Genomic DNA, 25,458 nt, shown 5'->3' on the forward strand with positions numbered 1-25,458 from the left:
ATTTAGCATGTTCTGTACAGATTAGCCACCTAGCTGTTGTAACAGATTCTGAGCTTCCGCCAGCACTGCGCCATTAGCTTCATCAACCAATTCTCGTAAAGTCTGGCGTGCAGTCACCGCATCATCCATCTCCAGATACATCTTAGCCAGCTCCAGCTTGGCCTGTAACGGAATCGCCTGCTGTTCAGGTGTCAATGGCTTATCAGTTTCTTCTTCCTCTTCGGCCGACTGTTCTAGCCAATCCTGTGCACCGTTGCCAGTTGCAAAAGAAGAAATTGGGGCAGAAGAAGGAGTAGCGCTACTTTCATTAGCTGTGGATTCTGCCTGATTATCATCCAGCGTAAAGTCCATAGACGAAACATCCACCACATCAGCATCAGTCGGTTGTGCTGAAGTAGATGGAGCAGCTTGTGAATCCTCATGCTCATCACTGATACTTAATGCATCCCAATCAATATCATTTGAAATCGCTTCATCTTCAGCAACAAACTCATGTTGATCCTGAGATGACAAAGCCTGATCAATTGTAGAGGATGTATCCTCTGCCACAGCAGCAGATTCGTTTTTGGACTCTTCATCAAACTTAAAGTCCTCGTCCCATTGCAAATCAGCCAGAGCATTAAGTGTATCCACTTCAGCTGTCGCCGGTTTAGATTCCGGCTCAACAACAGCAGGCTCCTCCTCTGGGCTGAAATTCATATCTAATGATGGCAAATCATCAGTATCTGTGGCTGTTTGCTCTTCCATCACTGCATCAGAATGCGCAGCTGATTCATGCTCATCTTTACTAGCATCATCAGCCACCACCCATTCAAAATCCGCGCTGTCTGCTTCTTCTTTTTCCGGCTCAATTACAGGAGATTCTTTAGAAGTCAGCACTTCCGGCTGTTCAGTTTCATCAATTTGATCCAGCCAAGATAAATCGTCGCCATTATCCATCTCTGCTACTGATGGGGCTGTTGTATCTGCAGGAGCAGCTGGCGTATCATCGGTGAAATTAAAATTCAGCCAGTCAATATCATCTTCTTCAGGCTTGTTTGCAGCAGCCTCTGGTTTTGATTCGGGAAGCTGAGTAGTAACAACGGCAGATTCGGAAACATTGTCAGCCGGCGCGTCAGCTTTCTCGGAGCTGTCAGAAGACTCATCATTTAGCCACGACCAATCATCTGCATCGGCTGACGCTGATGAGGCTGCCACTGCAGTAGATGCCTGATTAGTTGCAACTGGCGATACCGGTTCTGACTGTTGAAGTTTCGGTGGTTCATCATTGAATACCACATCATCATCGTCTTCATCATCAGATGAATAATATTCCTCAGCTTCCTCAGCATCGCGTTTTTTACGTCTCTGCCATATAAATGCGGCAATCAGCAGCACACCAGCGAGACCAACCAAAGCATAAGGCCACCAGGATGGCAACAACGATTCTTCTGGTGTAGGTTCTACAGGCTGTACAGGTGCTGGAGTTGGATTGACCTTAGGCTGCACTGGTTTCGCTTTCACTACAGAAGCAGCAGAAGCGGCTGGCGCAGATGCGGAGGCAGCAACGGCTTCAGTTTTACCTGCATCTTGCGTTTTAGCTACTTCTGGCTTAGTTGGAGCTATAGATTCTGAAGCAGCAGCCTTCTGAATTTTGTTTGCAGATACATCAGATTTGGTTGGAGTAGCGGCTGCAGTATTTTCAGCAGCCTTAGCATCTGGCGCAACAGATACAGGTGATTTACTCTGTGCAGTCACCGGCTGTTGAACCGTTTTAATTTTTACTTTAGATAATTTATACAGCTGGGTAGTAGAAGGAATATTCAGACTGATATTCCGATACATCAAATCCGGATTACCATTACGAAATGCCTGTGGATTAGCCACAAGCAGAGCATGCATTGTCTGCTCTACTGTCATATTCTGCGGCCGTACCTTACGTGCAACATCCATCAGTGTTTCATTATTGTCTACATTATATTTCACCACCGCATTGTCTGAAGCAAGCCTGTTTTGCAAAGCTGCAGTAGCCCGTGCAGCGGATTTGTTTCTGACAGAGTGTGCCTGCTTATGATGTTTACTGCCATTTCGAGCAGAAGCAGAGGAGCCATGCCCATTTTCCGGCGGATCAAGTAATGCTGTATATTGCCTACCCTGACTACCTGAGACGAGGCTAAAAGACATCATCGGATCACTAATTGGCTTACTGGATCGCAAATGAATCACTGCATTCTGCCCTTGCGGTGTCACCCGCACCTGTAGCGGTGCGCCTGAAATTGTCGGCCGACCCTTTAAAGCGGCTCTGGCTTCATCACCAGTTACAACCACGCTACCTGAAAATGGCTCTCCCAAAGCAGAGTTAACCTGCAGGCTGCCAAGTCCTGCCCATGCAGGTGCACTGGCCGAAAAACATAAAGACAGTGCGATGATTTTTAAATTATATGCGTTCTTCAATCCCGTACCCTCACCGGTAATGCACCATTGCCATCAGGCTCGTGCCTATTCATTTGAAAATTTCTGCAAGTACTTAAAATGCAACTGGTGTTTAACGTTCACTAAACCTGTTTTTATATTATCTCACGCTATAATAGCTTTTGCGACCATTTAATGCCAAATCACCTTGACCTATTTTGCTCTTATAACATGCATAACTGTGGATATTTTCAGACGAAACATCATCCAAAAAACACTAAACCAATATACAACAATGGTTAAATTTTGTTTAATACCTTGCTTTAACAGGTGCCAAGTGTAAAAACTCAGGGTATCATGGAGATTATTTCATACCCTACAACAACAAACCTGAAAAAAGATATACAGTCCTGAATAATGAAAGCAGTATTCGAATTTCTGGTAGTTATTCTCTTCTTTGCTACCTATGCCTTAACCAAAAATATTATTCTGGCCACCGAAGTGGCTATCGCAGCCGGCTTGATTCAGGCCGCATGGTGTTTAATTAAATACCGGCGTTTGCAAACCATGCAGTGGGTAAGCCTGCTTTTGGTTGTAATACTGGGTGGCGCAACCATAATATTAAAAAACCCGCACTTCATAATGTGGAAGCCAACAATCCTTTTTTGGGTAATGGCTATAGGCCTGTTGATTTCACATCTATGCGGAAAAAACGTGCTAAAAAGCACAATTGGCAAAGAAATTAGCCTGCCAGCTCCGGCATGGCGTAAACTTACTTATGCTTGGGTAATATTTCTACTGGCACTGGGTACACTCAACTTGTGGGTTGCTTATTGCTTTACCGAAGCACAATGGGTTAATTTCAAACTTTTTGGCAGTACCACCATTTTAGTTCTGTTTACCATCGGACAGACGGTATATATTAGCCGATACATTAAAAAGGATGAGTTGTAATGCTGTTTATGCTGATGGCCACTGATGCCGACAATAGTCATGAAGCACGTATCAAGGCCAGACCCAGACATCTGGCTCGATTGCAAGAGCTACAAGCACAAAACCGTTTGGTTTTGGCCGGTCCTAATCCTCTGCCAGATGATGACAGCCATTTTTCTGGCAGTCTGGTCATTGCCGATTTTGAATCTTTAGATGAAGCACAGGCATGGGCGGAACAAGATCCTTATGTGGATGCAGGCGTCTATGAAGAAATACTGATTCGGCCTTTTAAAAAAGTTTTGCCTGATGACTGACATCCAAACAGCCATCTGTATGTGCCTGCAGTCACTGAATCCGGTACAACTCGAACTGATTGACGACAGCCATCTGCATGCAGGGCATAAAGGTCATCATGGCGGGGGACATTATCGTTTGCTGGTGGTCAGCGATGCATTCAACGGTTTATCGCGTCTGGCTCGTCAGCGGAAAGTTCATCAGCTACTGAAAGATTTATTCAAGGCTAATACCATCCATGCCCTCAGCATCATGGCATGTACAAACAGCGAATATTTAACCAAGCAATAATCTATTTCTATCCACTTAAATGAGAGAGTTAACCATGAAAAAACAATTAATTGCTGCTGCCATTTTACTGGGACTAACCGGTATTGCTACTGCCCAGACGGTTGCGACCGTAAACGGAACCAAAATCGACAGTAAAGAGGTCGATAATCAGGTAGCCGTATTGGTTCAGGAAAGCCAGAACCAGATTCAGGATACACCCGAATTACGCAAGAGCATCACTGGCCGTCTGGTGACTCGTACCTTACTGATTCAGGCCGCCAAAAAGCAGAATCTTGATAAAGATCCAGAATATTTGAATGCATTGAATCAGGCAGAAGCAGAAGCTAAACGTCTGGGCGATGATAAAAAGCCTGGTTTCAAAGAAGAATGGGCTTTCTTTAAAGATAATCTGCTGACTCAGGCTTATCTGGCCAGCGTTGCCAAAAATAACCCTGTAAAACCTGAAGATGTGCGCAATGCCTATAACGACATGGTGAAATATTACAGCGGCACTCAGGAAGTTCAGTTAGGTGAAATTATCACACGTGATGCAGACACGGCCAATAAAGCCATAGCTAAACTAAAAGAGAAAAAAAGCTTTGCGACCGTAGCCAAAGAGTTCACAATTGATCCGGCTGGCCGTGAAAACGGAGGTATTCCAAAAGGCTATGTTGCCATGAAAGACCTTCAAGACAGTGCTACACCCGTTTATAACGCCATTAAAGATTTGAAAAAAGGTCAGTACACCCCTGCTCCGGTACAGGGTAACGGCAACATTTACGCTGTATTCTACGTAAACGACAAACGCAACCTAAAACTGCCAACCCAGAAAGAAATGGAACCAATCCTGTCACGCCGTCTGCAAAGTGCCACTCTGGCTCAGGCGATTGACCAGCTGTACAAGAATGCAAATATCAAATAATTATTTTTTCCGACTTTAATAAACGGATCAGATAACAAGGAATATACGATATGAAAAAAAGCATTACCTGGCTGGCCGGCTTCAGTATCATGGCCGCTGGGCTCGCTTTTGCCGATGCACCCAAAATTGATTCACAACGCATTAATGTCATGCTAAAACAGTATGAGCGTCAGATGCAGGCACAGCCGGGTGCACCAGCGCCGAATAAAGCAGAGATTCAGAAAGAAATCACGTTGCGCCTGCAAACGGCCGATATATTGAAAGCAGAAGCCCTTAAGGCCGGTTTGGATAAACAACCAGACACACAGGCCGCTTGGCAAAACATGCAGGCTCAATTTTATGCAGCCCAGTATGTAGACCATTTGGCTGCCAGTATTGAAGTAAGCGACAGTGATTTGCGCCGGCAATATCAACAGGTGAGTCAGGAAATCAACCTACTGCCCATTGTTTTTCCAAGCGAACAAGCAGCCGAAGAAGGTTTAAGCAAACTGAAAAAAGGACTGGCTTACGAAACTTTGCTTAAACAGGTAAACCCAGAAGCACCACAAAGCAATTGGATGAACCCACAGCAACTGCCTCCTGAATTTGCCCAACTGGCCTCACAACTGAAAAACGGTCAGATTTCACCTAATGTGATCACGATTGACGGGCATTACATCCTGTTGAAACTAGCTGGTACGCGTCAGGCACCTGATGCTCCCGCATTTGACCAGATTAAAGAGCAGCTTCGCAATCAGGCCAAACAGGAAAAAGTATCCCAACAAATCAATCAAATTCTGAAAAACAATGGCATTAGTCTAAACAATTAATAGCCTGAATATAAAAAACCGGTACTTTAGTACCGGTTTTTTATATTCAGCTCACCTAAAACGCGAGAAAACTTACTAGAAAATCATTCTGGCTGATATAGCATATCTACAAAAGGAATACCATCCGTAATATACGGCGCACCTTGAATTTTAAAACCATGTTGTTGATAAAATTTAAGAACCTGACGGCTCGACTCAATTTTAATCGGATAATCCGAATAGTGACTCTGTGCATAATGCAGGATCAGTTTAATCAGCTGGTCTCCTAAGCCGGTACCACGAAAATCCGAGCGGGTGACAAAGCGACTGAATGTAAAATGCACACCAGCTAAATACATTCTGGCATAAGCCAGAATTTGCCCGTCTCGTTTATAGTAAACATGTTTGGCCAACACATCCCAGTCATCCAGCTCTTGATATATCCGCTGCTGCTCTACCACAAAAGTGTCAATACGCAATCGAGCAATGCGATAAAAATCTTGTGACGAAAGTTCATCTAATTTTTTGATACACCACATAAAACTTTCACACTCCTCTTAACCACAAAACTGATTGCATTTGGTACTGGTTTGTTACTAAAATCAAATAAGCATAGATTTAATACACTGTTTCTCAAAATATCTTGTAATTACATTATGCCGGCTTGCTATGCTTACACTTAAAACAAACTCAGTATAAAAACAATAAGACAAATAATCAAATAACAATCTTAATTCTGGCAAAAATAAAAATACCGCTTTAACCTAAACCAATATATAGAGAAACGGATTACCCAAACTCAAACAAGGTAATCCGTAGCTAGGATAATAGAAGATTATTGTTTCGCCGCTTCTACTTGAATATTCAGCTTAACATAACGACTTGCCGGCATAACCTGCACATACTCATTAATTCCCCATTGAGTACGATCAATAACAGCTTCAAAATCACCGCCACAAACTTGAGATTGTGTCATCGGGCTTTTATAACAATTGAATTTAGTAGCACGCAAAACTTCAGGGTGTGTTTGCCCTACCATTGTTAATTGGCCGCGCAAAGCCCTTACTTTTCCATTTTTATCGAAAATCCAGTTCTGCGAAACAAATCGCAGTGACGGATATTGTGCCGCATTAAAAAAAGCTTTACTTTGCAGATGTTGAGTAAATTCACTGCGGCCTGTATCCAGCTTAGCCAGTGGAAGAGTAATATCTACTGCACCGGTTTTAGCTTTCGCGTCATATTGCAACTCACCCTCTAGATTATAAAATCCCCCTACATTGCTGGAAGTGGCAAAATGATCTAAAGTGAATCGTGCGTTGGTATGCAAGGGATCAAGTTTATAAGTTGCAGCCATTGCTGGGACACTTATACCCAGCAATGTGGCCATCAAAATACGGGTAAATCGGCTCATCATTTATTTCCTTTGTCCATTTGGCTAACAAATTAATAGTAGCCTGAATATACCTACGGACAAATCCCGCAGAGTAAATATATTTTTTCTTTTAAAGAAACAATTAAACATATTCAGGCATGTTCTTACCCAATATCCCCTCCCTAATTCCTATCCAAAGCTTAAGCTACACTCATCTGTCAAACACTGCCATAGATTCAAGATGTGCTGTTTGTGCAAATAAATTCATAATGCCGCCGGCACGGTACTGGTAACCACGTTTAACCAGTAAACCAGCATCACGTGCCAGCGTAGCCGGATCACAGGACACATACACAATCCGCTTAGGCAGAAACCGTTCTTCAAGCTCATTTAAAGCCAATATCAAAGCTTGAGCACCTGCCCGCGGCGGGTCGAGCAGCCATTTATGCGCATATCCAAACTTACGTAAACGTTGCCCATTCATTGCAAAGAGATCAGCCTGCTGAAAATGGGCTAAATGTTTTAGGCCATTATATTGGGCATTGGCAGTGGCACGTCGGCACATGGCAGCCATCCCTTCCACACCCACTACTTCAGCCTGCATCCGCGCAATCGGTAAACTGAAATTACCCAATCCGCAGAACCAATCTATAATTCTTTCCCCGGCTTGCGGTTGTAGCCATTGTATGGCACGCTCTACCATTAAAGCGTTAGTCAGCTGATTAACCTGAGTAAAATCTTCAGGCTGGTAAGGAATCACTACCTGAAATTCAGGGAGATGATAGCTTAGTTTGTACATGTGCTTAGCGGTCTGCAACGCCGTGGTTCGGCCTGTTTGTAACCACCATTGCCATAGCTTTCCGGTTTGTTGCTGCAATTGCAGCAACAAAGAATCAATCTGTTTGCGCTGATTATGGTTTATGGCAGAAGCCTGCAATGTAAGAGCATTTACCTCATTGCCCTGATGCAGCATCACACCGGCCACACTATGCTCCGGCCAGCTTTGCAATAATGTTTTAATCGGCTTTAATGCTTCTGACAACACTTCCGACAACACCATACATTCATCAATATCTACAATATGATGGCTGTGTCTGGCCTGAAAGCCCAGTTTCAGACGCCCAGCCTGATACACAGCGCGCAAACGTACCCGTTCACGATAACGCCATGGCAGTCCATATATTGGTGCCATCAGCTCGTCTGGTTGCACCTTTCCTAAACGCCGCATCTGATTCATCCACGCACGTTGTTTCAGAGCTACCTGAGTTGTAAACTCAATATGCTGGCTGTTACAGCCACCGCACCGTCCATAGTACACACAAGGTGGCTGTACACGCGCAGCAGCAACGCGCAGCAGCTTGCTGATTTTGCCCTCAGTGTAGGACTTTTTTTCCCGTACCGACTGCCACTGCACCACCTCACCCGGTAAAGCATCTTCAATAAATACAGCCTTACCGTTTACACGGGCAACACCGCGCCCTTCCTGATTCCAGTCAATAATATGTGCTGTCAACTGTTGTTCCAAACTGAACCCTCAAGCCAGAAAAAGACCGCAAATAATCTTAATTGTGTATATTTTCTCACATCACAGACAAATTACGTTATGATTATATTCATATTGCCATACCGGATTTTCAGAATAATGTTGAAACCTATACTTTATGCACTCACCACTTCCATCATATCTGCTAGTGCATATGCTGCCATCCCCATGCCAGATTATGCCGTACCTAGTAAGGGGCAGCAGGTCATACTGAATATTCCGCAGCTACGGCTGTTTTTGTTTCAAGATGGCAAGTTAATCAAAACCTATCCCATAACTGTCGGTAAAGCGAGCACACAAACACCGCTAGGTGAATACAAAATTGGTGCTAAAGTGGCCAATCCCACTTGGAGCGTACCACGTAGTATTCAAAAAGAAATGGCGGCCAGTGGAAAAGCGGTACAGAAATCAGTGCCGCCCGGCCCCAAAAATCCGCTTGGTCCGGTATTTGTCCGTCTTGGTGAACCCAGACTCGGTCTAGGCATTCATGGTACAAATGTACCCAGCAGTGTACCCGGCGTACGAAGTCATGGCTGTGTTCGGCTGCAAAGCCCCAACGCATTGGATTTTGCTGCAACTGTTCAAAGCGGTGCAGATGCAGCGGTAATCTATCAGCAAGTTTCAGTAAACATCGACGAGCAGAACGATATTTGGATTGCGGTTTACCGAGACCCCTATAACAAACGCAATCTAAACAAAAAACTACTTAATCAGAGTATTAGTTCTTGGGCAAATCAGCATCAGCAACAGGTAGACCAAAAGCGTCTAGCTGCTGCCCTGATTAAACCGGCCAACACATTAATCTGTCTCACATGTACTGCCGGCAAAACTAAAGTCAGCGGTGCGCTCAGCTCGTTACAGTGGACTAGTGGTAAGGGTGAGCTGGTTGAACTAAAACACATCAACACTATAAACTCACAACCTAAACAGGAAATTGCTCCAGAAAGCAGCAACGTAGAAGTGGATGAGGATATGGATGATACATCCAAACAAGACATAACCCCGTTAAATCCCACCCCCACAGTACCAGAAAAAGTACATCCAGCTCCGGAAAAAAATATTCCAGTTAACAAAATTCCGGCCTCATCCGATCCGGGATTTGACGCATTGCTATAAGATATCAGCAACGAATTAATTGCACAGAAATTAAATTCGTGTCTGAAAATCGGGCAACAATTGCCACAATGCACTTTTTTCTGCCACCTTTAGCCGCTTAAGCCGAAATTCACATCTGGCTGCCGCGGCTTTATTTATATCCACGCACACCAGCCGCATCTGCACTGGAGTATGCATACGCGTATACTTTGCCCCTTTCCCCGAACAATGCGCCAGCCAGCGCAGCAAAGGCCGGTTTGAGATTCCACAGTAATACGCACCATTATCACAAAGCAGCATATACACTGACCAATCAGCGTGAAACTGTGGCAACGGAGGTAGAGCGGCCAGAATAGAAGCAGATAAATTCAATCGCAATACTCAATAAATTTAAATACAGTAGATAGTTAAAAATATCTTCAATAAATTTCATTAGCATTGTGAATAAAATTAGAGAAATCAATCACATTTAAAACTTAAACATAAGATTTGATCATTATCTTATGAATTAAATATTTCTAACTTACGTAAATTACATGAAAAAGCAATAAAATCCTATTTAAAAGCTTACATGTACCGCTTCATCCCCTAGTAAAGAATACAAGCTATCAAACAAAACAGCTTCTGGCCTAATCAGCCAGCTTTTATCTGCGCGTAGCTCGCCATAAGCATGTTGGTGGCGGCAGCAGAATTTTAGCGGTACATGCGCCTGTTCTCCGCAATAAGTCTTTAGCAAATCAGCTAGCTTTTGAATTGGCGCATCAGCAGCAATATATAATTGCAGACTGCGCGCATAACGCGCACTGGCCTGAGCCAAAGTAAATGCATCATCTGCAGTGATACGCAAACCATCACCGCCATTGTATTCATCTACCGCTACCTTACATTCCATTATCAGCACCTGATCCGCTTTGAGACTGGCGCCGTATTCTTCCAAGGCCTGCCCTGCTACCACCACCTCCTGCTTATCAGTGCCGTCTTCCAGCTGCACCACAGCAAACTTACCACGTTTTCCCATAATATAGCGTACACCGGTAACAAATCCGGCTACCTTCTGTTTATTATTGGATGGTTTTAACGCAGAGAGCTTAGTACCCACCAGTGCACGCACCTTATCAGCATAAGGCTCGAAAGGGTGACCAGAAAAATAAAAGCCCATGGCCTGTTTTTCTTCTGCCAGCTTCACAGCCAGAGACCATGGCTCCACTTCTTCCATTTGCAAGGGTTCTATCGCATCCTCCACCAGATCAAACAGCCCACCCTGATTGGCATTGGCTGCCACCTGTTCAGCATTTTCCATAGCCAATCCTATATTGGCCAGCAACTGAGCCCGATTCGGATTCAGTTCATCAAAGGCACCGGCACGCACCAGCGCTTCAATAGTGCGACGGTTGATATGCTGGCGGTCAACCCGCTGACAAAAATCAAATAGGTCTGTAAATGGCCCGCCTGTTTCACGTGCTCGCACAATCGCTTCTACTGCACCCTCACCAGTGCCCTTAATCGCACCCAATGCATAGCGTATCTGTTTTTGATTGTTAGGAGTAAACCGATAAAAAGACTGATTAATACTGGGCGGCAAAAAGGTAATACCATTTTCAATGCCATCATCGACAAAGATTTTTAGCTGGTCAGTATTGGTCAACTCACTGGACATCGTACCAGCCAGATATTCCGCCAGATAATGGCATTTCAGCCATGCCGTCTGATACGACACCAGCGCATAAGCGGCCGCATGAGATTTATTGAAACCATAACCAGCGAATTTTTCCATATAATTGAAAATTTCGTTGGCAGTATGCTTATCAATGCCCTTTTCCGCGGCTCCGGCTTCAAAAATGGCACGATGCTTCACCATTTCCTCAACCTTTTTCTTACCCATAGCTCGCCGCAATAAATCGGCGCCACCTAGTGTATACCCCCCGCAGACCTGCGCCGCCTGCATCACCTGTTCCTGATACACCATTACACCGTAGGTAGAATTAAGCACCGGTTCCAGATTTGGATGCAAATATTCCACTTTTTCTTCACCGTGCATACGCCGGATAAAGTCCGGAATCAGATCCATCGGCCCCGGCCGATACAAGGCCACAAAAGCAATAATTTCCTCAAATTTAGTCGGACGTGCGGTTATCAGCATTTTTTTCATGCCCACCGACTCAAACTGGAAAACAGCGGTGGTATTACCCTTAGCAAAAATGCTGGCGTAAGTAGCCGCATCATCTAATGGAATATGATTAACATCAACTTTCTGGCCGGTCGTCTCCAGAATAAATTTCTGCGTCATTTCAATAATGGTTAAATTCCGCAACCCAAGAAAGTCGAATTTCACCAGCCCTATCTGCTCTACATCATCCTTATCAAACATGGAAACCGGCGATGCATCTTCACCACTGGCCTGATAAATCGGGCAGAAGTCGGCAATTTTACCCGGTGCCATCAACACCCCACCGGCATGCATACCCAACCCACGGGTCAAATCTTCCAGTTTTAACGCCAGCGTCATCAGCTCCTCAGCCTCTTCTTCGCGTAATAGCTGCTGTATCTGAGGTTCTGCTTCCATCGCCTTAGTTAAACTTAACGGCTTATTGGCCTCCACAGGTATTAGCTTGGATAAACGGTCACACAAACCAAACGGCAAATCCAATACCCTTCCCACATCGCGTACCACCGATTTGGACGACATCGTACCAAAAGTCACAATCTGGCTAACCGCAGGCACACCATATTTGTGCCGGACATACTGAATCACACGCCCACGGTTTTCCTGACAAAAGTCGATATCGAAGTCAGGCATCGATACCCGCTCCGGATTCAGAAAGCGTTCAAACAGCAAGTTATAGCGCAGCGGATCCAAATCAGTAATCTTCAGCGAATACGCCACCAGTGAGCCCGCACCCGAACCACGCCCCGGTCCTACCGGACAACCATTCTGTTTAGCCCAATTAATAAAGTCCTGCACAATCAGAAAATAGCCTGGAAACTGCATCTGAATAATAATACCCAGCTCATAATCCAGCCGCTGCTGATATTCCGGCATTTTCTGAGCCCGCTCAGCCTCATCCGGATACAGAAACGCCATACGCTCACGCAACCCTTTATTACTAAGCTGCACCAGCAAATCATCCAGTGTCATTCCTTGTGGTGTCGGAAACAACGGCAGATAGTGCTCGCCCAGCGTCAGCGTCAAATTACAACTTTGTGCAATTGCTACGGTATTAGTCAGCGCTTCCGGAATATCGGCAAACCGCTCAGCCATTTCCTCAGGCGTCACAAAATACTGACTCGGAACAAAATCATGCGGACGCCGTTTATCGGCTAAAACATAGCCGCTGGCAATACATACACGGGCTTCATGTGCCTGAAAGTCTGCTGCATCCATAAACTGCACCGGATGCGTCGCCACCACCGGTATCTGATGTGTAGCAGCCAGCGCAACGCTACCGGCCACCACTGCTTCCCATTCCGGCCGTTCAGGCAAACGCTGTACTTCCAGATAAAAACGTTCTCCAAACCATTGCTGATATTTAGCACACACCTGTGCAGCCAGCTCCGGCTTCTGCGACAGCAGAGCCTGACCGATTTCACCATACTGCGCCCCAGACAGACAGATCAGACCACTATTATCTCCATCAGCCAGCCATTGCTGGCGGATAACAGGCTGATTCGGATTGCGGTCTTCCCCTACATAAGCATCAGTCAATAACTGATTCAAACGCAGATAACCACCATGATTCTTTACCACCAGCATCAGACGAAAAGGTTTATCCGGCTGCTCTGGATTTTCCACCCGCACATCCACTGCCATAATGGGCTTAATACCCGCATTGCGGCAGGCCTTGTAAAATTTCACCATGCCGAACACATTCATCAGATCACTGATACCGAGTGCCGGCAAACCGAGCTCACTGGCACGTTTTACCGCTTCTTTAATCCGAACAATGCCATCTTCAATAGAAAATTCGGTATGTAGCCGCAGTGGAATATAAGGAAAATTGTCAGACATAGCACTTTTCACGCCAGTACATTAATTGTCTGGCTTAAGAGAATTGAATTAAACACTCACCGTTCACAGAGAAAGCGACAACAAATGTGAAACAAGGTGATAAAGCTTCAGCTAAAACAGCCGGTTTCAGGACGGAACACAGCCACCATAATTCTACCTGATTTGCCACATCCTATCGCCGGTATGAAGACAATGATAATAGCGCAATCTCAAAAAAGATTGAAAAACGTACTTCTGAAACAGCGAAACATCTTAGCGCGGATTGACGTACTCATACTTAACCCAGTCAGACCAATATATTTTCAAAAAAAATGAAAATAGCAGTAAATAATGAATTTTATTATAAAAAAGCAGATTTTTATCGCAAATAACAACTTTTCATATGCAGCTATGACTGGTATTCCACCCGATCAAACGCGAAAGATTAATCCTGAACAATGTGATTTAGCGATACACATTTGGCAATAACTGAAAACAGGCTGCCTGAAATATCAGACAGCCTGTTCAAATGGGTTTCCCCCACATGTGCCGTTTTGGACGCTATCCGCTTGAACCTTGAGGACAAGGCTGGCAGTATCGAATGGCTTCGGGTTCATTCACACAGAATGCTCACGCCCACCATTACCCAACCGCCAAAAAAGCGAATTATTGGTTCAAAGGAATATATGTCCTTGCGAACACAGCAGGGGAAGAAAAAGTTATTTTACCACAAGAGTGAGGGTACTTTCACACAGCTGAATCATATCCTGCATTTTACGCTCAAAATCACCGATTTCCAAATTACCATGTACCGTAAGCTTGAGTAAATCATGAGCTAAATTCAGCGCAGCCATAATCACGATTTTATCTGTTTCAACAATTCGTCCGGAACTTTGAATCGCAGCAATCTTTTCATTGAGCATTTTTACCGCCTGCATCAATGTTTCATGCTCACTTTTGGGCGTACCGATATTAAAAGGACGACCAAGAATTTCCACACGAACCTGTTGAATTTCATCCATTAGGATTCCTCCTGCGCCTTAGGCAAGCGTTTCAGCAATTGCTGTAATTCATCACTGGATGCCTTAATTACCGAAGTATAACGGTTTTTTTCAGCAATTAATCCATCAATCGTTGTCTGCATGCTTTCCTGCAAGTGTAATTTTTCCTGCTCGTGCTGGTTTCGTATCCGTTCACGTTCAGTCTGAAATTTTTCATTCTGCTGCTGCATTTCTTCTTTTACCGATGACAGTTGCTGTGTCAGCTGCTGCTTTTCAGCCAGAAGAGAATTAAAATGTATTACCAGCCGCTTAATGCAATCTTCCAGTTGTTCTAATTGATTTTCCATTCCCTACCCGCTTCCATCCTCAGAATACACAGCATGAATGCCTGAATTTCCATGCTGCCACTTTAAATTGTTATTCATTATTGAATTTGATTATTATTCCGCCTTCGGTGCACGTTCCATTAATATTTCAGCCATTTCCTGAACTTCTATGCAACCATCAAACAATTGCTTGAGAATACAGGCTACTGGCATATCCACCCCGAGCGAAGCAGCCTGTCGGCAAACTTCCTCGACAGTATATACACCTTCCGCCACATGTCCAAGTTCAGTAAGCGCTTCCGGCAGTGATTTACCCTCTGCCAGCAGCAACCCTACTCTGCGATTGCGCGACAGCGAGCCGGTACAGGTCAGAATCAAATCTCCCATACCCGATAGCCCCATCAACGTCGCAGCCTGACCACCCAGCGCCTGATTCAGACGGGATATCTCCGCCATACCGCGCGTCATTAACGCAACACGCGCATTAATACCATAGTTCAATCCGTCAGCAATACCTGTTGCAATCGCCATGACATTCTTTACCGCACCACCAACGGCCGCCCCAATCACATCTGCATTGGCATACAAACGCAAAACGGTATTATTCAAACTCGCCGCCAGCGCCTGAATCCAAACAAAATTTTCTGATGCCAGTGTTACCGCACAGGGCAGCTGCTGTGCCAGCTCCTGAGCAAAACTCGGGCCGGATAAAACACCGATACATGGATTCTTAGGCATCACCTCCGCCAGCACCTGCTGCGGCAGTAAACCGGTTTGCTGCTCGAATCCTTTGCAAGCTGCAATAATGGGCACATCACTCAAGCCAGCATCCACCAGCTTCTGCGCACTTTGCCGTAAAGCTGCCACCGGCGTAGCAATAATAATTAACTCGGCTGAGGCCAGCTCTGCCACAGCAGCTAAATTTTCCGGTAAATCAAAACCCGGTAGATAACGCTGATTCTGCCGCTGCTGCTGTAATTGCTGCACATGCTGTATATTATGGGTCCATAGCCATACTTTATGCGAATGTAGGGCAAAATGAATGGCCAGCGCAGTACCCCACGCTCCCGCACCCAGTACACCAATATTCATGACAAATATTCCCTATAACAAACTTCCGCCAAACCCTGGCCAGTTTAGAGCACTGCTGCACATCAATAATCACTGAAATATCTGGATTAAGGCTGCAACAGGCAGCATATTGTATCCAAAAAACCAAGCTCAAGCTGCAACATCTATAGCAAAAACTGGTAATCCACATTGAATATCAGCAAATTTATCTGATTGTCGCGCAAATTCTTTACCGTAGCCGACATTATTCTGCAGCTACCCAGATTACCGTCGGTCGGCTAATATAAAAACACAGGCTGCCTGTTAATCAGACAACCTGTGTGTACATTGCGGACTTCAAAAGCGCTTAATCTTCAAAACGCTTAAACGCCAGCGACCCATTGGTACCGCCAAAACCGAATGAATTGGAAATAGCTGCACGAATCGGCAAATCCCGTGCTTCATTAGCACAATAATCCAAATCACAGCCTGCCTCAATATCCTGCTCAAAGATATTAATCGTAGGCGGAGATTTCTGCGTGTGAATAGCCATTACAGTGTAAACGGCTTCCACACCACCAGCACCGCCCAACAGATGGCCGGTCATCGATTTAGTAGAATTCACCACTAGCTTTCTGGCCTGTTCGCCTAAAGCCAATTTTAATGCGTTGGTTTCATTCACATCACCCAGCGGGGTGGAGGTACCATGCGCATTTACATAATCAATATCTTCTGGATTCAGGCCACCATCTTTCAGAGCACGCGTCACCCCCAGAGCCGGACCCTCAGTATTCGGAGCAGTAATATGATATGCATCGGAGCTCATACCAAATCCAACCAGCTCAGCATAAATCGTGGCGCCGCGCTTACGGGCATGTTCATACTCTTCCAGCACCATTACACCAGCACCTTCACCCATCACAAAACCATCACGATCCTTGTCCCATGGTCTGGAGGCTGTGGCCGGATCATCATTGCGAGTAGATAGTGCTTTCATGGCAGCAAAACCACCCACACCCAACTCACAGATGGCACCTTCGGCACCGCCAGCAATCATAATATCCGCATCGCCATACTTAATCAGGCGTGCAGAATCACCGATACTGTGCGCACCAGTAGTGCAGGCAGAAACCATACCATAGCTTGGTCCCTGATAACCTTTTAAAATCGTAACATGGCCAGATATCAGATTAATCAGTGAGCTAGGAATGAAAAATGGATTGATTTTACGGGCACCCTGCTCCACTACAGTACGTGCAGTAGCTTCAATTGCCGGCAAACCACCGATACCCGCACCAATATTTACCCCTACTCTGGTTTTATCCAAACCCGGAATATCATCCAGCCCTGCATCGGCTATCGCCTGAAGAGCAGCAGCCACACCATAATGGATGAAAGAATCCATCCGGCGTGCCTCTTTCGCACTGATGTACTGCGTTACATCAAAATTCTTAACTTCACCAGCAATCTGGCAAACTAAAGACGAAGCATCAAAATGGGTAATCGTGCCAATGCCGCTTTTACCTGCAAGTAAATTCTGCCATGCTGTGGTGATATCATTACCCACAGGAGATACTTGACCCAGGCCGGTAATGACTACTCGTTTTTTACTCATAATTTGCTCGTAAGAAAAAAACCTCTACCGAATCAGGCGATACTTGGCACCTTAGTTCGACAGAGGAATTTGAATTTGACCAACACTACACGGAATTAATTCAGGTGTGCGCCAACAAAGTCGATAGCTTGTTGCACAGTAGTGATTTTTTCAGCTTCTTCATCAGGAATTTCGCAACCGAATGCTTCTTCCAGAGCCATTACCAATTCAACGGTGTCCAGTGAGTCAGCACCCAAATCTTCCTGAAATGAAGATTCGTTTTTTACTTCAGCTTCGCTCACGCCTAATTGTTCTGCAACAATTTTTTTCACGCGTTGTTCGATATTGTTATCCATTGACTGATCTTTCTTTTCTTTGCCCGCTGCGATACGGACAGGGTTAATTGAATTAATCAACTTTTTAGTTGTTGATATTATTGTACCTAATAAAAATAGAGTTTACCATTCAAATTGTTTTTTGCCGTATTTTCTATGGTTTTCAGCGATTTTCAGCGCATTTTTACTTATCACCCTGCGCAGATTACACGACAAGCGGCAGCCATATTAGCACAGCCTGTTTTTTTGCCACAAGTTATTAGATTTAGATTGAATCATCGCCAGCAATCGTTTTATATAAAAAATTCATAATCAGCGCCAATTCTGTTGCGGTATTTTCCTGAGTCACACCCCCTGCATGCCCACCTGTATCGGGTACAGCCAGCCATACAGGCTGTCTGAGCGACCGCAAACGTGCAAAAAACTTCAGTGCATGGGCCGGATGTACACGGTCATCATGAAGATTAGTCGTAATTAAAGCAGGTGGGTAGTGTTGCAATTTGCCCAAATTATGATAGGGCGAAAGTTGAAGCAATGCATTTTTTTCAACTGAATCAACAGGATCACCATACTCATCTACCCATGAAGAACCGGCTGAAAGATAAGGATAGCGCAACATATCCGTAAGCGGCATCTCGCACACCATCGCCCCCATACACTGCGGTTGGCGGCAAAATGCAGCGGCCACCACAAGCCCGCCATTACTACCGCCCTGAATTGCTGTATGCATCGCACTGGCTCGCCCATGAGAATACAAATCATCTAGTACTGCCAATAAATCATCTACACTGACACGCTTATGAATACCGCGGGCTGCCTCATGCCATTGAGGTCCAAATTCACCACCACCACGAATATTTGCCAGTACAAATGCATAACCTTTTGCCAACCAGTACCGACCAATACTACCTAGATAATAGGGTAGCTGAGGCATACCAAAGCCACCATAAACATAAACAATAGTGGGCATTTCCTTATTCATATGTTTACCAACATGAAAATAAGGAATAAACGTCCCATCAGATGCAGCAGCACTGAACTGCTTCACCTGCATCCCTGCCTCATCAAACTGCTGCGGCTGTCGCCGCATCACACACAACTCTCCCAAATTTACATCAAGCGTATACAGTGTCAAAGGATCCAAAAAACTACTGATTGCCAGATAGACCACATCGCCGCCCCAAGGCTGGTCTGTAATTTCAAGCGCACCATCCGGCAAATTGGGCAATGAAACTTCCTGCCAGCCATTGCTACTAAATTGCCACGCCAGCAAACGACAGCTTACATTATCTAGTATCGACACCAATACAAACCGCCGTGTGGTTTCAATGCTTTCAATTGCCTGAGTGGCCTTAGGCTGAAAAATCACTTCAGCAGCACCCAGCTCACCTTTATGTAATTTCACTGCAACCAGACTACCGGCCGGATAACTTCGGTTCGCACGCTGCCAGCCACTGCGCAACTGCACCAGCAACTGCCCGTATAGATAGCCCATCAGTTCACAATCATCAGGCAGTCCCAGCGGTTTGGCACTTAAATCCGCCATAACTTGATAATATTGCTTGTGATAAAAGCCGCTTGCCGCCTCAATTAAATCAATCGGTGCGCCCTGACTATCTAAATAACGCCATGCATTCACCATCATGCCATCAGCTGGCATTTCTAGCACTGGCTGCGCCTGCGCAAAGGTTTGCCCGCGTTGCATCAGCCATACCTGCCGTGGATAGCCAGCCTGAGTCAGCTGCCGCTCATCCCATGCTGGACATATCCATACACTTTCTGTATCACGCCAGCTAATGATGCTTTTACTCAGAGGAAAATGAAAACCTCCCTCAACCACTTTGCCTTCGTTTAAATTAAACTCAATGGTATAGGCTGCATCAGCACCGCCGGCACTCAGACTGATAAGCACATGCTCGGGGGCCTGCACATAATGTGCTACACCCTGCAAATACACATCATCTCCAAGCAGTTCATCAAAATCGGCCACAGAAAACAAAATTTTCCATTCAGGCAAACCAGCACGATAACTGGCAGCAGAACATACCCGATACACACCTTTCGGAAATTCAGCCGATTGATAAAAATGATACATGCGTGCACGATGTTCCTGACAAAACGGTATTTGCTGCTCATCACGCAGTATTGTCACCATATCATCACGTACTGCTTCATACTCAGCATCTGTTGCAAACTCAGCCTGAGTCGCTGCATCCGCCTGCTGAATCAATGCCAGAGTGCGCTCATCGTTTAAGTCTTCTAAATAGGCAAAAGGATCAGTATTGGTCATCAGGATTTTTCCATAAACTAAGGTTCATTCCAAACAGGTGGACAGACAGACAATCTTTACAGTCTGATACCTCTGTATAAACATAATTAATCAACTCATCCTACCCAATCACGTTCAGATATATTCGCCATAAATAAAAAGGGCAGCCCCTATAGGCTGCCCTATCATCCAATTGAAATCAACAATACATATCAGCAATATTATTTTGCTAACTTGCATACCTAAATATGCTTGTTGTGTATTGTATGTTTCTAGTATGGTGCCGACAACGAGAATCGAACTCGTACGACCTGAGGTCACCACCCCCTCAAGATGGCGTGTCTACCAATTTCACCATGTCGGCATGTAACTGTAAAAAAATTCCTATTCCGGTATCAGCGGCTTCTGTGCCGGTTTCACCGGTACCGCCGGTGCACTGGCAGCTGCTGGCTTGGCCGGTACCACTACTTGCTGCTGCTTCACATTACTAAAATCCAGACCGCTGTGGCGGTGCGTGGAAATATAGCCTAAAGCCAAGCAAGTAATAAAAAATATAGTGGCGGCAATCGCTGTGCTGCGGCTGAGAAAATTTGCATTGCCCGCAGCACCAAATACACCCTGAGCACTACCGGAACCAAATGCTGCGCCCGCATCCGCACCTTTGCCCTGCTGCATTAGCACCAGCACAATAACACTCAGCGCCGCGAAAATATTCACGATTAAAATAAGGGTTTTGAATGCTTCCATGATATCAACTTTTATCAAGCAGGCGCATATGCAGCCTGAATAATAGCGGCAAAACTGTCAGCCTGCAACGAGGCTCCGCCAACCAGCGCACCATCAACATGTGGCACAGCCAGAATTTCAGCCGCGTTGCCAGCGTTGACACTACCGCCATAAAGGACGCGGATTTTAACATCTTCACCACACAAAGACAAGATTTGCTGATAAATCAGCTGATGCATCGCAACGATCTGCGTTACAGACGGCACTTTGCCGGTACCAATTGCCCATACTGGCTCATAAGCCACCACCACTTCTCTCATCCCCAGACTGGCGAGCACATTAAGCTGTGCACTTACTACTACCTGCTCCTGTCCTTGTTCACGTTCAGCCAGTGTTTCCCCCACACACAGCACCGGCAGCAGGCCTGCTGCCATGCTGTTTTGCAGCTTAATCAGCAATTCTTGATTATCTTCGTGAAAATACTGCCGCCGCTCAGAGTGTCCGATCAGCACAAACTGCGCACCCACATCTGCCAGCATTTGCGCACTAACTTCTCCAGTAAAAGCACCGTTTGCAGCAAAACGGCTCACATCTTGTGCCCCTACCGCCAGCGATGTATCACGCGTGAATTCATTCACTCCGGCAAGATAAACATTCGGCACCGCCACACCACAGTAAACATAAGCCGCAGCTACATCTACTGGTTTCAGCAATGCTTGTAGCAGTTGCCGGCTTGCCGACTGACTGCCATTCATCTTCCAATTGCCGATTATCCATTTCTGCTGCCACATATTTTTTCCTTACTGACTATAGATTGGCCAACACTGAACAAAACAGTATATAGAGTATTTATCACACATACTGCAAACTAAAAGAGCTTGCAAACGGCGGCATTGTAACGGAAAACCACTACTTGCGTCCTATTAATATAATAAGTCAAAACCTACCGATTACCCCCTGTGCAGAGCCGCACTGCAGAAGATAAACAATAGATCTCTTCCGGCTCCAAAGCTAAACGTTGCAGCATCACGCATCATTTATCTGACAAAACACTACCACCTGTGCTTTTTCGACATGTCGACATAACCTTACCCAATCACAATGAGCCTGCTCGTAGATATTCGTCTACACCGCAACTGCCTTTGCCCTATTGTCACAACGTAAATAGTTTTATAATCTTTCTGAGTCAAATTCATGTGGTGTACCCAATCCAACATCACATAACAATGTTTTTATAATACAAACCTACTTAATTACCCACCCGCCGCGCGGGTAATCAGCCTTTCGGAGCAGACATGGATTTCAATACCGCCCGCTATAACATGGTTGAGCAGCAAATCCGTCCATGGGACGTATTAAATTTCGACTTACTAGATGTATTATCCGATATTCCGCGTGAACGCTTTGTTCTGCCACAGCAACAGGAAGTAGCCTATACAGATCAGGCACTCGGACTGGCCAACGGTGGCAAAATGCTTGAGCCCAAAGTAGTCGCACGCATGATTCAGGCATTACAACTCAACCTCACCGATACCGTAGTAGAAATAGGTACCGGTTCTGGCTACGCCACGGCCATACTGGCAAAAATGGCCGGCAAAGTCATCTCTGTAGATATAGATGCCGAACAACAGCAGCGTGCTCAGTTCGTTCTCAGTGACCTTGACTACACCAATATCAGCTACAAAACCTGCGACGGATTAGCAGACAAGCTACCTGGCGCTCCATTCAGTGCCATTTACGTAGGCGGCTCCCTGCCTACCCTGCCTACCACACTACTTGAGCAACTGGCTGAAGATGGCCGCATGGTAGCCATTATTGGTGAAGCGCCAGTAATGCGTGCCATTCTGTTTGAGCGCCAGAACAAACAGCTTAAAGAAACCGTACTGTTCGAAACCGTAGCACCTGCATTACACAGTCTGGAAACACCGACACCCAATCAATTCAGATTCTGACTCTATCGCTTCTTAAAAAGCAGCACTTGTAGCCATTACGGCAACGGTGCTGCCTGTGCATTCTCAAATTCAAATATCGCAGTATATTAACTTCTACGCCATATCTAGCACTTAGCTTTCAGCCAGCAAATCAACAGTCCAATCAGTATGCATACATACACCAAACAACATGTTTAACTTCTCTTGCATATTGGCATCGGCCGCATCCGGTCCATCCATCTGCCCGTCATCTTCGCTTTTTAAGTAATAAAAAATTAAAACCTAGTTAAAACAAAAACATAATTAGAAAAACTGATTGCATTAAGCCACTTATTGCGATTTACTAGGCTATAGAAACAAAATCGGGAGCAATATCATGCCTTATCAGCACCGCAGTGATCTACCTGCATCAGTCCGGCACGCTTTACCGGAACATGCGCAAGACATATTCAAAGAAGCATTTAATCACGCCATAGCAGAATATCAGGATCCGAAAAAACGCCGCGATAATAACGATGCAGAAACCATTGCGTTCCGAGTAGCATGGGCTGCTGTCGAAAAGGTTTATCATAAAGGCAATGATGGCAAATGGCAGCCTAAGTAAGCGCCCAATCATCATACAACGAGACAGAATTCACGCAAAAATCCAGCCTCTTCGATACTGCCACTACAATTAAGCTAGCCAATAGTCTGAGCTACTGCCAGCTGTGCTGCATTGGCATATTCAGACAAACACAGGTATCATTTGATCCGGCTAACAAAGCAAATGCCAGCAGGCATACAGCCACATTATCAAATTAGATTAATATCCATACACATCACACAGAATCAATTTATTAATATGACCATTCAGACAATAAATGCAGCACAATTGCAGCAATGGCAGCAGCAAAAAAAAGATTTTGTCCTCCTTGACGTACGCGAAGACAACGAAGTCCAGTATGCAGCTATTCCTGGGTATCTCCATATTCCGATGAATATGATTCCCTTGCGCCAAAACGAATTACCGGACGATAAACCAATCGTAATTTACTGCCATCATGGCATGCGCAGCATGCAAGTAGCATTGTATTTACAGGATACCGGCTTCGAAAATCTTTATAATCTCAAGGGCGGCATCGATGCATGGTCACGAGAAGTAGACAGCAGTATACCCACCTACTAATTTCAGATTCGTAGCCTCGAAATCATTGGCTTTCAAAAAAGGCACGCTTTAATTGAGCAACAATTATCTATACAGCACAATAATTATTGTTGCCTTAATTTCAGCTTGCTATCTATTAACAACACGCCAGCCAGCGTAAGTATCGTATCGATAGCAGCAATTGCCTTGAAAGATTTATGTAAAATAACCACCGCTGTAATAATCATAATAGGTGGTACCAGTTGTACACTCAATTTAGCAAAAAATATCAAGATCAAATTTTGCTTACAGATAGTAAAAATTTCAGAACTGATTAGAAAAAAATCTAGCAACAGTACAAATAGCCACGTTCCGCATCAGCCTTAATCATAATATTACGAATGATTCAAACTAGACGCTATGTAGGCCGCTCCCTACTGATACACAGCCACAATCAAACCTGAATCCTTACAACCCTTACCAGCGCATTAATTACAATACAGTACAGTTTTTCATGTAGCACTGTCTAAACACTGCGTGATTAAAACTTATATTTTGTTTGAAATTTTGTTTTAAACAAATGTACAGATATCAAAATTTAAGGGTTTCAGCCATCCTGAAACCCTTAAATGCTAACTTGGTGCACCCAACAGGGATCGAACCTGTGACCTCCGGCTTCGGAAACCGACACTCTTCCAACTGAGCTATAGGTGCAAATATACTAAAGAGGCCAGATTTTAGCTGAAATCAAGCAGCTTGGCAAAATCATTTACCAGCAAAAGCAATCAATCACACTAACAACCAATACTACTCAAAATAAACAATTGAAATTAATATTTTAATTTCAGCAATAATAACGACAATCCGAACACATCACGGATAATGGGTTATATAGAGACATTAAATGCCAACACAAATAACCGTTACCTTGTCCACATGCGAATAGCGGCCAACACACTATCTTACAATTGCTATTAAACATGCCCATATCTTCATCGACTCATTTCCAGAAAACACAAATAAATATATGCATATTGCAGAATACGTTATTGCCAGATGTTAGAGCACGATATGCCTTAATACTTTATTAACAATAAATATTTTGTCTGAATTGCCCAGAATGTTTCTAAACATCAAACAGGGACACAAACGGAAAATAGCAGACTGGTAATAGCAATGAGTAAGCGAAAGGCCTCCCAGCCAATGGTCAGTTTAAGGTACTCATGGCATTGGAAACAAATATAAACGTTTAATGGAGTTTTCTAGAACACCTAAGTAGCTATTATTGAAAATAATACATTGAATTTATTAATTTTTTAAGTACAAAACAAACAGCCGATGCTGGCGGATAAGTTTTCGTTTCTGGATATCTGCTTAGTAAATAATCTAACGGTAAATATCTAATTTTTAGTCAGCTCCTTAATTATTGAATATTTATAGCCAAATCATTTCCATACACTTTTACTGACATTAATCATACATAAAAGGACATTTATAGCGGGGAATTGGC

The 25,458-nt window shown here is 44.6% G+C and carries 23 protein-coding genes, 2 tRNA genes and 1 other RNA gene; 9 read left to right on the forward strand and 17 right to left on the reverse strand.

The genetic code is table 11. From position 1 onward, the window contains the following. Positions 1–21: 21 nt before the first annotated feature. Positions 22–2,433: a FimV/HubP family polar landmark protein gene (locus J3U64_RS05385; RefSeq protein WP_267408551.1), complete on the reverse strand. Its 2,412-nt coding sequence runs from the start codon at positions 2,431–2,433 to the stop codon at positions 22–24. 375 nt (positions 2,434–2,808) lie between these two features. On the opposite strand from J3U64_RS05385, the gene J3U64_RS05390 reads away from it, so the two are divergent. From J3U64_RS05390 to J3U64_RS05410, 5 genes are read left to right on the forward strand one after another with little or no spacing between them, the layout of a single operon-like run. Beyond that, positions 2,809–3,345 carry a septation protein A gene (locus tag J3U64_RS05390; RefSeq protein WP_100140499.1) on the forward strand — a complete coding sequence of 179 codons (537 nt, stop codon included), beginning with the start codon at positions 2,809–2,811 and terminating at the stop codon, positions 3,343–3,345. Beyond that, positions 3,345–3,638 carry a YciI family protein gene (locus J3U64_RS05395; protein WP_267404123.1) on the forward strand — a complete coding sequence of 98 codons (294 nt, stop codon included), beginning with the start codon at positions 3,345–3,347 and terminating at the stop codon, positions 3,636–3,638. Before J3U64_RS05390 ends, J3U64_RS05395 begins: the two co-directional genes overlap by 1 nt. Continuing rightward, a complete protein-coding gene (locus J3U64_RS05400; RefSeq protein WP_267408552.1) occupies positions 3,631–3,909 on the forward strand; it encodes a BolA family protein in 279 nt (92 codons plus the stop codon). Before J3U64_RS05395 ends, J3U64_RS05400 begins: the two co-directional genes overlap by 8 nt. Positions 3,910–3,943: 34 nt before the next feature. Then, positions 3,944–4,810: a SurA N-terminal domain-containing protein gene (locus J3U64_RS05405; protein WP_267408553.1), complete on the forward strand. Its 867-nt coding sequence runs from the start codon at positions 3,944–3,946 to the stop codon at positions 4,808–4,810. Between the two features lie 50 nt (positions 4,811–4,860). After that, a complete protein-coding gene (locus tag J3U64_RS05410) occupies positions 4,861–5,619 on the forward strand; it encodes a peptidylprolyl isomerase (RefSeq protein ID WP_267408554.1) in 759 nt (252 codons plus the stop codon). Between the two features lie 83 nt (positions 5,620–5,702). Here J3U64_RS05410 and J3U64_RS05415 read toward each other — a convergent pair whose 3' ends face one another. The 3 genes from J3U64_RS05415 to rlmD all read right to left on the reverse strand — a co-directional run bounded on the left by J3U64_RS05415 (position 5,703) and on the right by rlmD (position 8,483). After that, entirely contained in the window at positions 5,703–6,137 is a 435-nt protein-coding gene (locus J3U64_RS05415; RefSeq protein WP_267392123.1) for a GNAT family N-acetyltransferase, read from the reverse strand. Positions 6,138–6,433: 296 nt separating this feature from the next. Beyond that, positions 6,434–7,012 (reverse strand): YceI family protein, encoded by a 579-nt coding sequence (locus J3U64_RS05420; RefSeq protein ID WP_416384978.1) that lies wholly within the window; start codon positions 7,010–7,012, stop codon positions 6,434–6,436. 169 nt (positions 7,013–7,181) lie between these two features. After that, positions 7,182–8,483: a 23S rRNA (uracil(1939)-C(5))-methyltransferase RlmD gene (gene rlmD / locus J3U64_RS05425; RefSeq protein WP_267408555.1), complete on the reverse strand. Its 1,302-nt coding sequence runs from the start codon at positions 8,481–8,483 to the stop codon at positions 7,182–7,184. Positions 8,484–8,612: 129 nt separating this feature from the next. On the opposite strand from rlmD, the gene J3U64_RS05430 reads away from it, so the two are divergent. Further along, positions 8,613–9,629 carry a L,D-transpeptidase gene (locus J3U64_RS05430; RefSeq protein WP_267392119.1) on the forward strand — a complete coding sequence of 339 codons (1,017 nt, stop codon included), beginning with the start codon at positions 8,613–8,615 and terminating at the stop codon, positions 9,627–9,629. A 30-nt stretch (positions 9,630–9,659) separates the two neighbouring features. Here the strand turns inward: J3U64_RS05430 and J3U64_RS05435 are convergent, their stop codons facing one another. The 12 genes from J3U64_RS05435 to tpiA form a co-directional block, all read right to left on the reverse strand. Further along, on the reverse strand, positions 9,660–9,980 hold the full coding sequence (locus J3U64_RS05435; protein WP_267392118.1) for a GIY-YIG nuclease family protein: 321 nt from the start codon (positions 9,978–9,980) through the stop codon (positions 9,660–9,662). A gap of 187 nt (positions 9,981–10,167) precedes the next feature. Further along, the gene (gene dnaE, locus J3U64_RS05440; protein WP_267408556.1) at positions 10,168–13,614 is read right to left on the reverse strand and encodes a DNA polymerase III subunit alpha; all 3,447 of its coding nucleotides are present in this window, start codon (positions 13,612–13,614) and stop codon (positions 10,168–10,170) included. Between the two features lie 512 nt (positions 13,615–14,126). Next, a non-coding RNA gene (ssrS, locus tag J3U64_RS05445) (6S RNA) lies at positions 14,127–14,306 on the reverse strand. 6 nt (positions 14,307–14,312) lie between these two features. After that, positions 14,313–14,615 carry a cell division protein ZapA gene (locus tag J3U64_RS05450; RefSeq protein WP_100140509.1) on the reverse strand — a complete coding sequence of 101 codons (303 nt, stop codon included), beginning with the start codon at positions 14,613–14,615 and terminating at the stop codon, positions 14,313–14,315. After that, a complete protein-coding gene (locus tag J3U64_RS05455; RefSeq protein WP_100140510.1) occupies positions 14,615–14,941 on the reverse strand; it encodes a hypothetical protein in 327 nt (108 codons plus the stop codon). Before J3U64_RS05455 ends, J3U64_RS05450 begins: the two co-directional genes overlap by 1 nt. 93 nt (positions 14,942–15,034) lie before the next feature. Next, positions 15,035–16,012, reverse strand: a complete 978-nt coding sequence (locus tag J3U64_RS05460) for an NAD(P)H-dependent glycerol-3-phosphate dehydrogenase (protein ID WP_267392116.1) — start codon at positions 16,010–16,012, stop codon at positions 15,035–15,037. Positions 16,013–16,337: 325 nt separating this feature from the next. Continuing rightward, positions 16,338–17,585 carry a beta-ketoacyl-ACP synthase II gene (gene fabF, locus J3U64_RS05465; protein WP_100151825.1) on the reverse strand — a complete coding sequence of 416 codons (1,248 nt, stop codon included), beginning with the start codon at positions 17,583–17,585 and terminating at the stop codon, positions 16,338–16,340. A gap of 95 nt (positions 17,586–17,680) precedes the next feature. Next, a complete protein-coding gene (acpP, locus tag J3U64_RS05470; RefSeq protein ID WP_025331393.1) occupies positions 17,681–17,920 on the reverse strand; it encodes an acyl carrier protein in 240 nt (79 codons plus the stop codon). 244 nt (positions 17,921–18,164) lie between these two features. After that, positions 18,165–20,192 (reverse strand): prolyl oligopeptidase family serine peptidase, encoded by a 2,028-nt coding sequence (locus J3U64_RS05475; RefSeq protein ID WP_416384982.1) that lies wholly within the window; start codon positions 20,190–20,192, stop codon positions 18,165–18,167. A gap of 254 nt (positions 20,193–20,446) precedes the next feature. Continuing rightward, positions 20,447–20,532 (reverse strand) — tRNA-Leu (locus tag J3U64_RS05480). 20 nt (positions 20,533–20,552) lie between these two features. After that, positions 20,553–20,915, reverse strand: coding sequence for a preprotein translocase subunit SecG (secG, locus tag J3U64_RS05485; RefSeq protein WP_100151827.1), 363 nt, complete (start codon positions 20,913–20,915; stop codon positions 20,553–20,555). A gap of 14 nt (positions 20,916–20,929) precedes the next feature. Next, positions 20,930–21,685, reverse strand: a complete 756-nt coding sequence (gene tpiA / locus J3U64_RS05490; protein WP_267408558.1) for a triose-phosphate isomerase — start codon at positions 21,683–21,685, stop codon at positions 20,930–20,932. A 504-nt stretch (positions 21,686–22,189) separates the two neighbouring features. Here tpiA and J3U64_RS05495 point away from each other — a divergent pair. The 3 genes from J3U64_RS05495 (at position 22,190) to J3U64_RS05505 (ending at position 23,990) form a co-directional block, all read left to right on the forward strand. Next, a complete protein-coding gene (locus J3U64_RS05495; protein ID WP_267408559.1) occupies positions 22,190–22,846 on the forward strand; it encodes a protein-L-isoaspartate O-methyltransferase family protein in 657 nt (218 codons plus the stop codon). 355 nt (positions 22,847–23,201) lie between these two features. Then, positions 23,202–23,429 (forward strand): ChaB family protein, encoded by a 228-nt coding sequence (locus tag J3U64_RS05500; protein ID WP_267408560.1) that lies wholly within the window; start codon positions 23,202–23,204, stop codon positions 23,427–23,429. Positions 23,430–23,666: 237 nt separating this feature from the next. Continuing rightward, positions 23,667–23,990 (forward strand): rhodanese-like domain-containing protein, encoded by a 324-nt coding sequence (locus J3U64_RS05505; protein WP_267392109.1) that lies wholly within the window; start codon positions 23,667–23,669, stop codon positions 23,988–23,990. A gap of 596 nt (positions 23,991–24,586) precedes the next feature. Here the strand turns inward: J3U64_RS05505 and J3U64_RS05510 are convergent. Then, positions 24,587–24,662, reverse strand: a tRNA-Arg gene (locus J3U64_RS05510). Positions 24,663–25,458: the final 796 nt, after the last annotated feature.

The organism is Snodgrassella sp. B3800, assembly GCF_026535865.1.
GTDB lineage: Bacteria > Pseudomonadota > Gammaproteobacteria > Burkholderiales > Neisseriaceae > Snodgrassella > Snodgrassella alvi_E.

Coding starts and splice junctions, on each gene's coding strand:
- J3U64_RS05390 (WP_100140499.1), top strand. CDS start 2,809: ATGAAAGCAGTATTCGAATTTCTGGTAGTTATTCTCTTCTTTGCTACC.
- J3U64_RS05395 (WP_267404123.1), top strand. CDS start 3,345: ATGCTGTTTATGCTGATGGCCACTGATGCCGACAATAGTCATGAAGCA.
- J3U64_RS05400 (WP_267408552.1), top strand. CDS start 3,631: ATGACTGACATCCAAACAGCCATCTGTATGTGCCTGCAGTCACTGAAT.
- J3U64_RS05405 (WP_267408553.1), top strand. CDS start 3,944: ATGAAAAAACAATTAATTGCTGCTGCCATTTTACTGGGACTAACCGGT.
- J3U64_RS05410 (WP_267408554.1), top strand. CDS start 4,861: ATGAAAAAAAGCATTACCTGGCTGGCCGGCTTCAGTATCATGGCCGCT.
- J3U64_RS05415 (WP_267392123.1), bottom strand. CDS start 6,137: ATGTGGTGTATCAAAAAATTAGATGAACTTTCGTCACAAGATTTTTAT.
- J3U64_RS05420 (WP_416384978.1), bottom strand. CDS start 7,012: ATGATGAGCCGATTTACCCGTATTTTGATGGCCACATTGCTGGGTATA.
- J3U64_RS05430 (WP_267392119.1), top strand. CDS start 8,613: ATGTTGAAACCTATACTTTATGCACTCACCACTTCCATCATATCTGCT.
- dnaE (WP_267408556.1), bottom strand. CDS start 13,614: ATGTCTGACAATTTTCCTTATATTCCACTGCGGCTACATACCGAATTT.
- J3U64_RS05450 (WP_100140509.1), bottom strand. CDS start 14,615: ATGGATGAAATTCAACAGGTTCGTGTGGAAATTCTTGGTCGTCCTTTT.
- J3U64_RS05455 (WP_100140510.1), bottom strand. CDS start 14,941: ATGGAAAATCAATTAGAACAACTGGAAGATTGCATTAAGCGGCTGGTA.
- J3U64_RS05460 (WP_267392116.1), bottom strand. CDS start 16,012: ATGAATATTGGTGTACTGGGTGCGGGAGCGTGGGGTACTGCGCTGGCC.
- fabF (WP_100151825.1), bottom strand. CDS start 17,585: ATGAGTAAAAAACGAGTAGTCATTACCGGCCTGGGTCAAGTATCTCCT.
- acpP (WP_025331393.1), bottom strand. CDS start 17,920: ATGGATAACAATATCGAACAACGCGTGAAAAAAATTGTTGCAGAACAA.
- secG (WP_100151827.1), bottom strand. CDS start 20,915: ATGGAAGCATTCAAAACCCTTATTTTAATCGTGAATATTTTCGCGGCG.
- tpiA (WP_267408558.1), bottom strand. CDS start 21,685: ATGTGGCAGCAGAAATGGATAATCGGCAATTGGAAGATGAATGGCAGT.
- J3U64_RS05495 (WP_267408559.1), top strand. CDS start 22,190: ATGGATTTCAATACCGCCCGCTATAACATGGTTGAGCAGCAAATCCGT.
- J3U64_RS05500 (WP_267408560.1), top strand. CDS start 23,202: ATGCCTTATCAGCACCGCAGTGATCTACCTGCATCAGTCCGGCACGCT.
- J3U64_RS05505 (WP_267392109.1), top strand. CDS start 23,667: ATGACCATTCAGACAATAAATGCAGCACAATTGCAGCAATGGCAGCAG.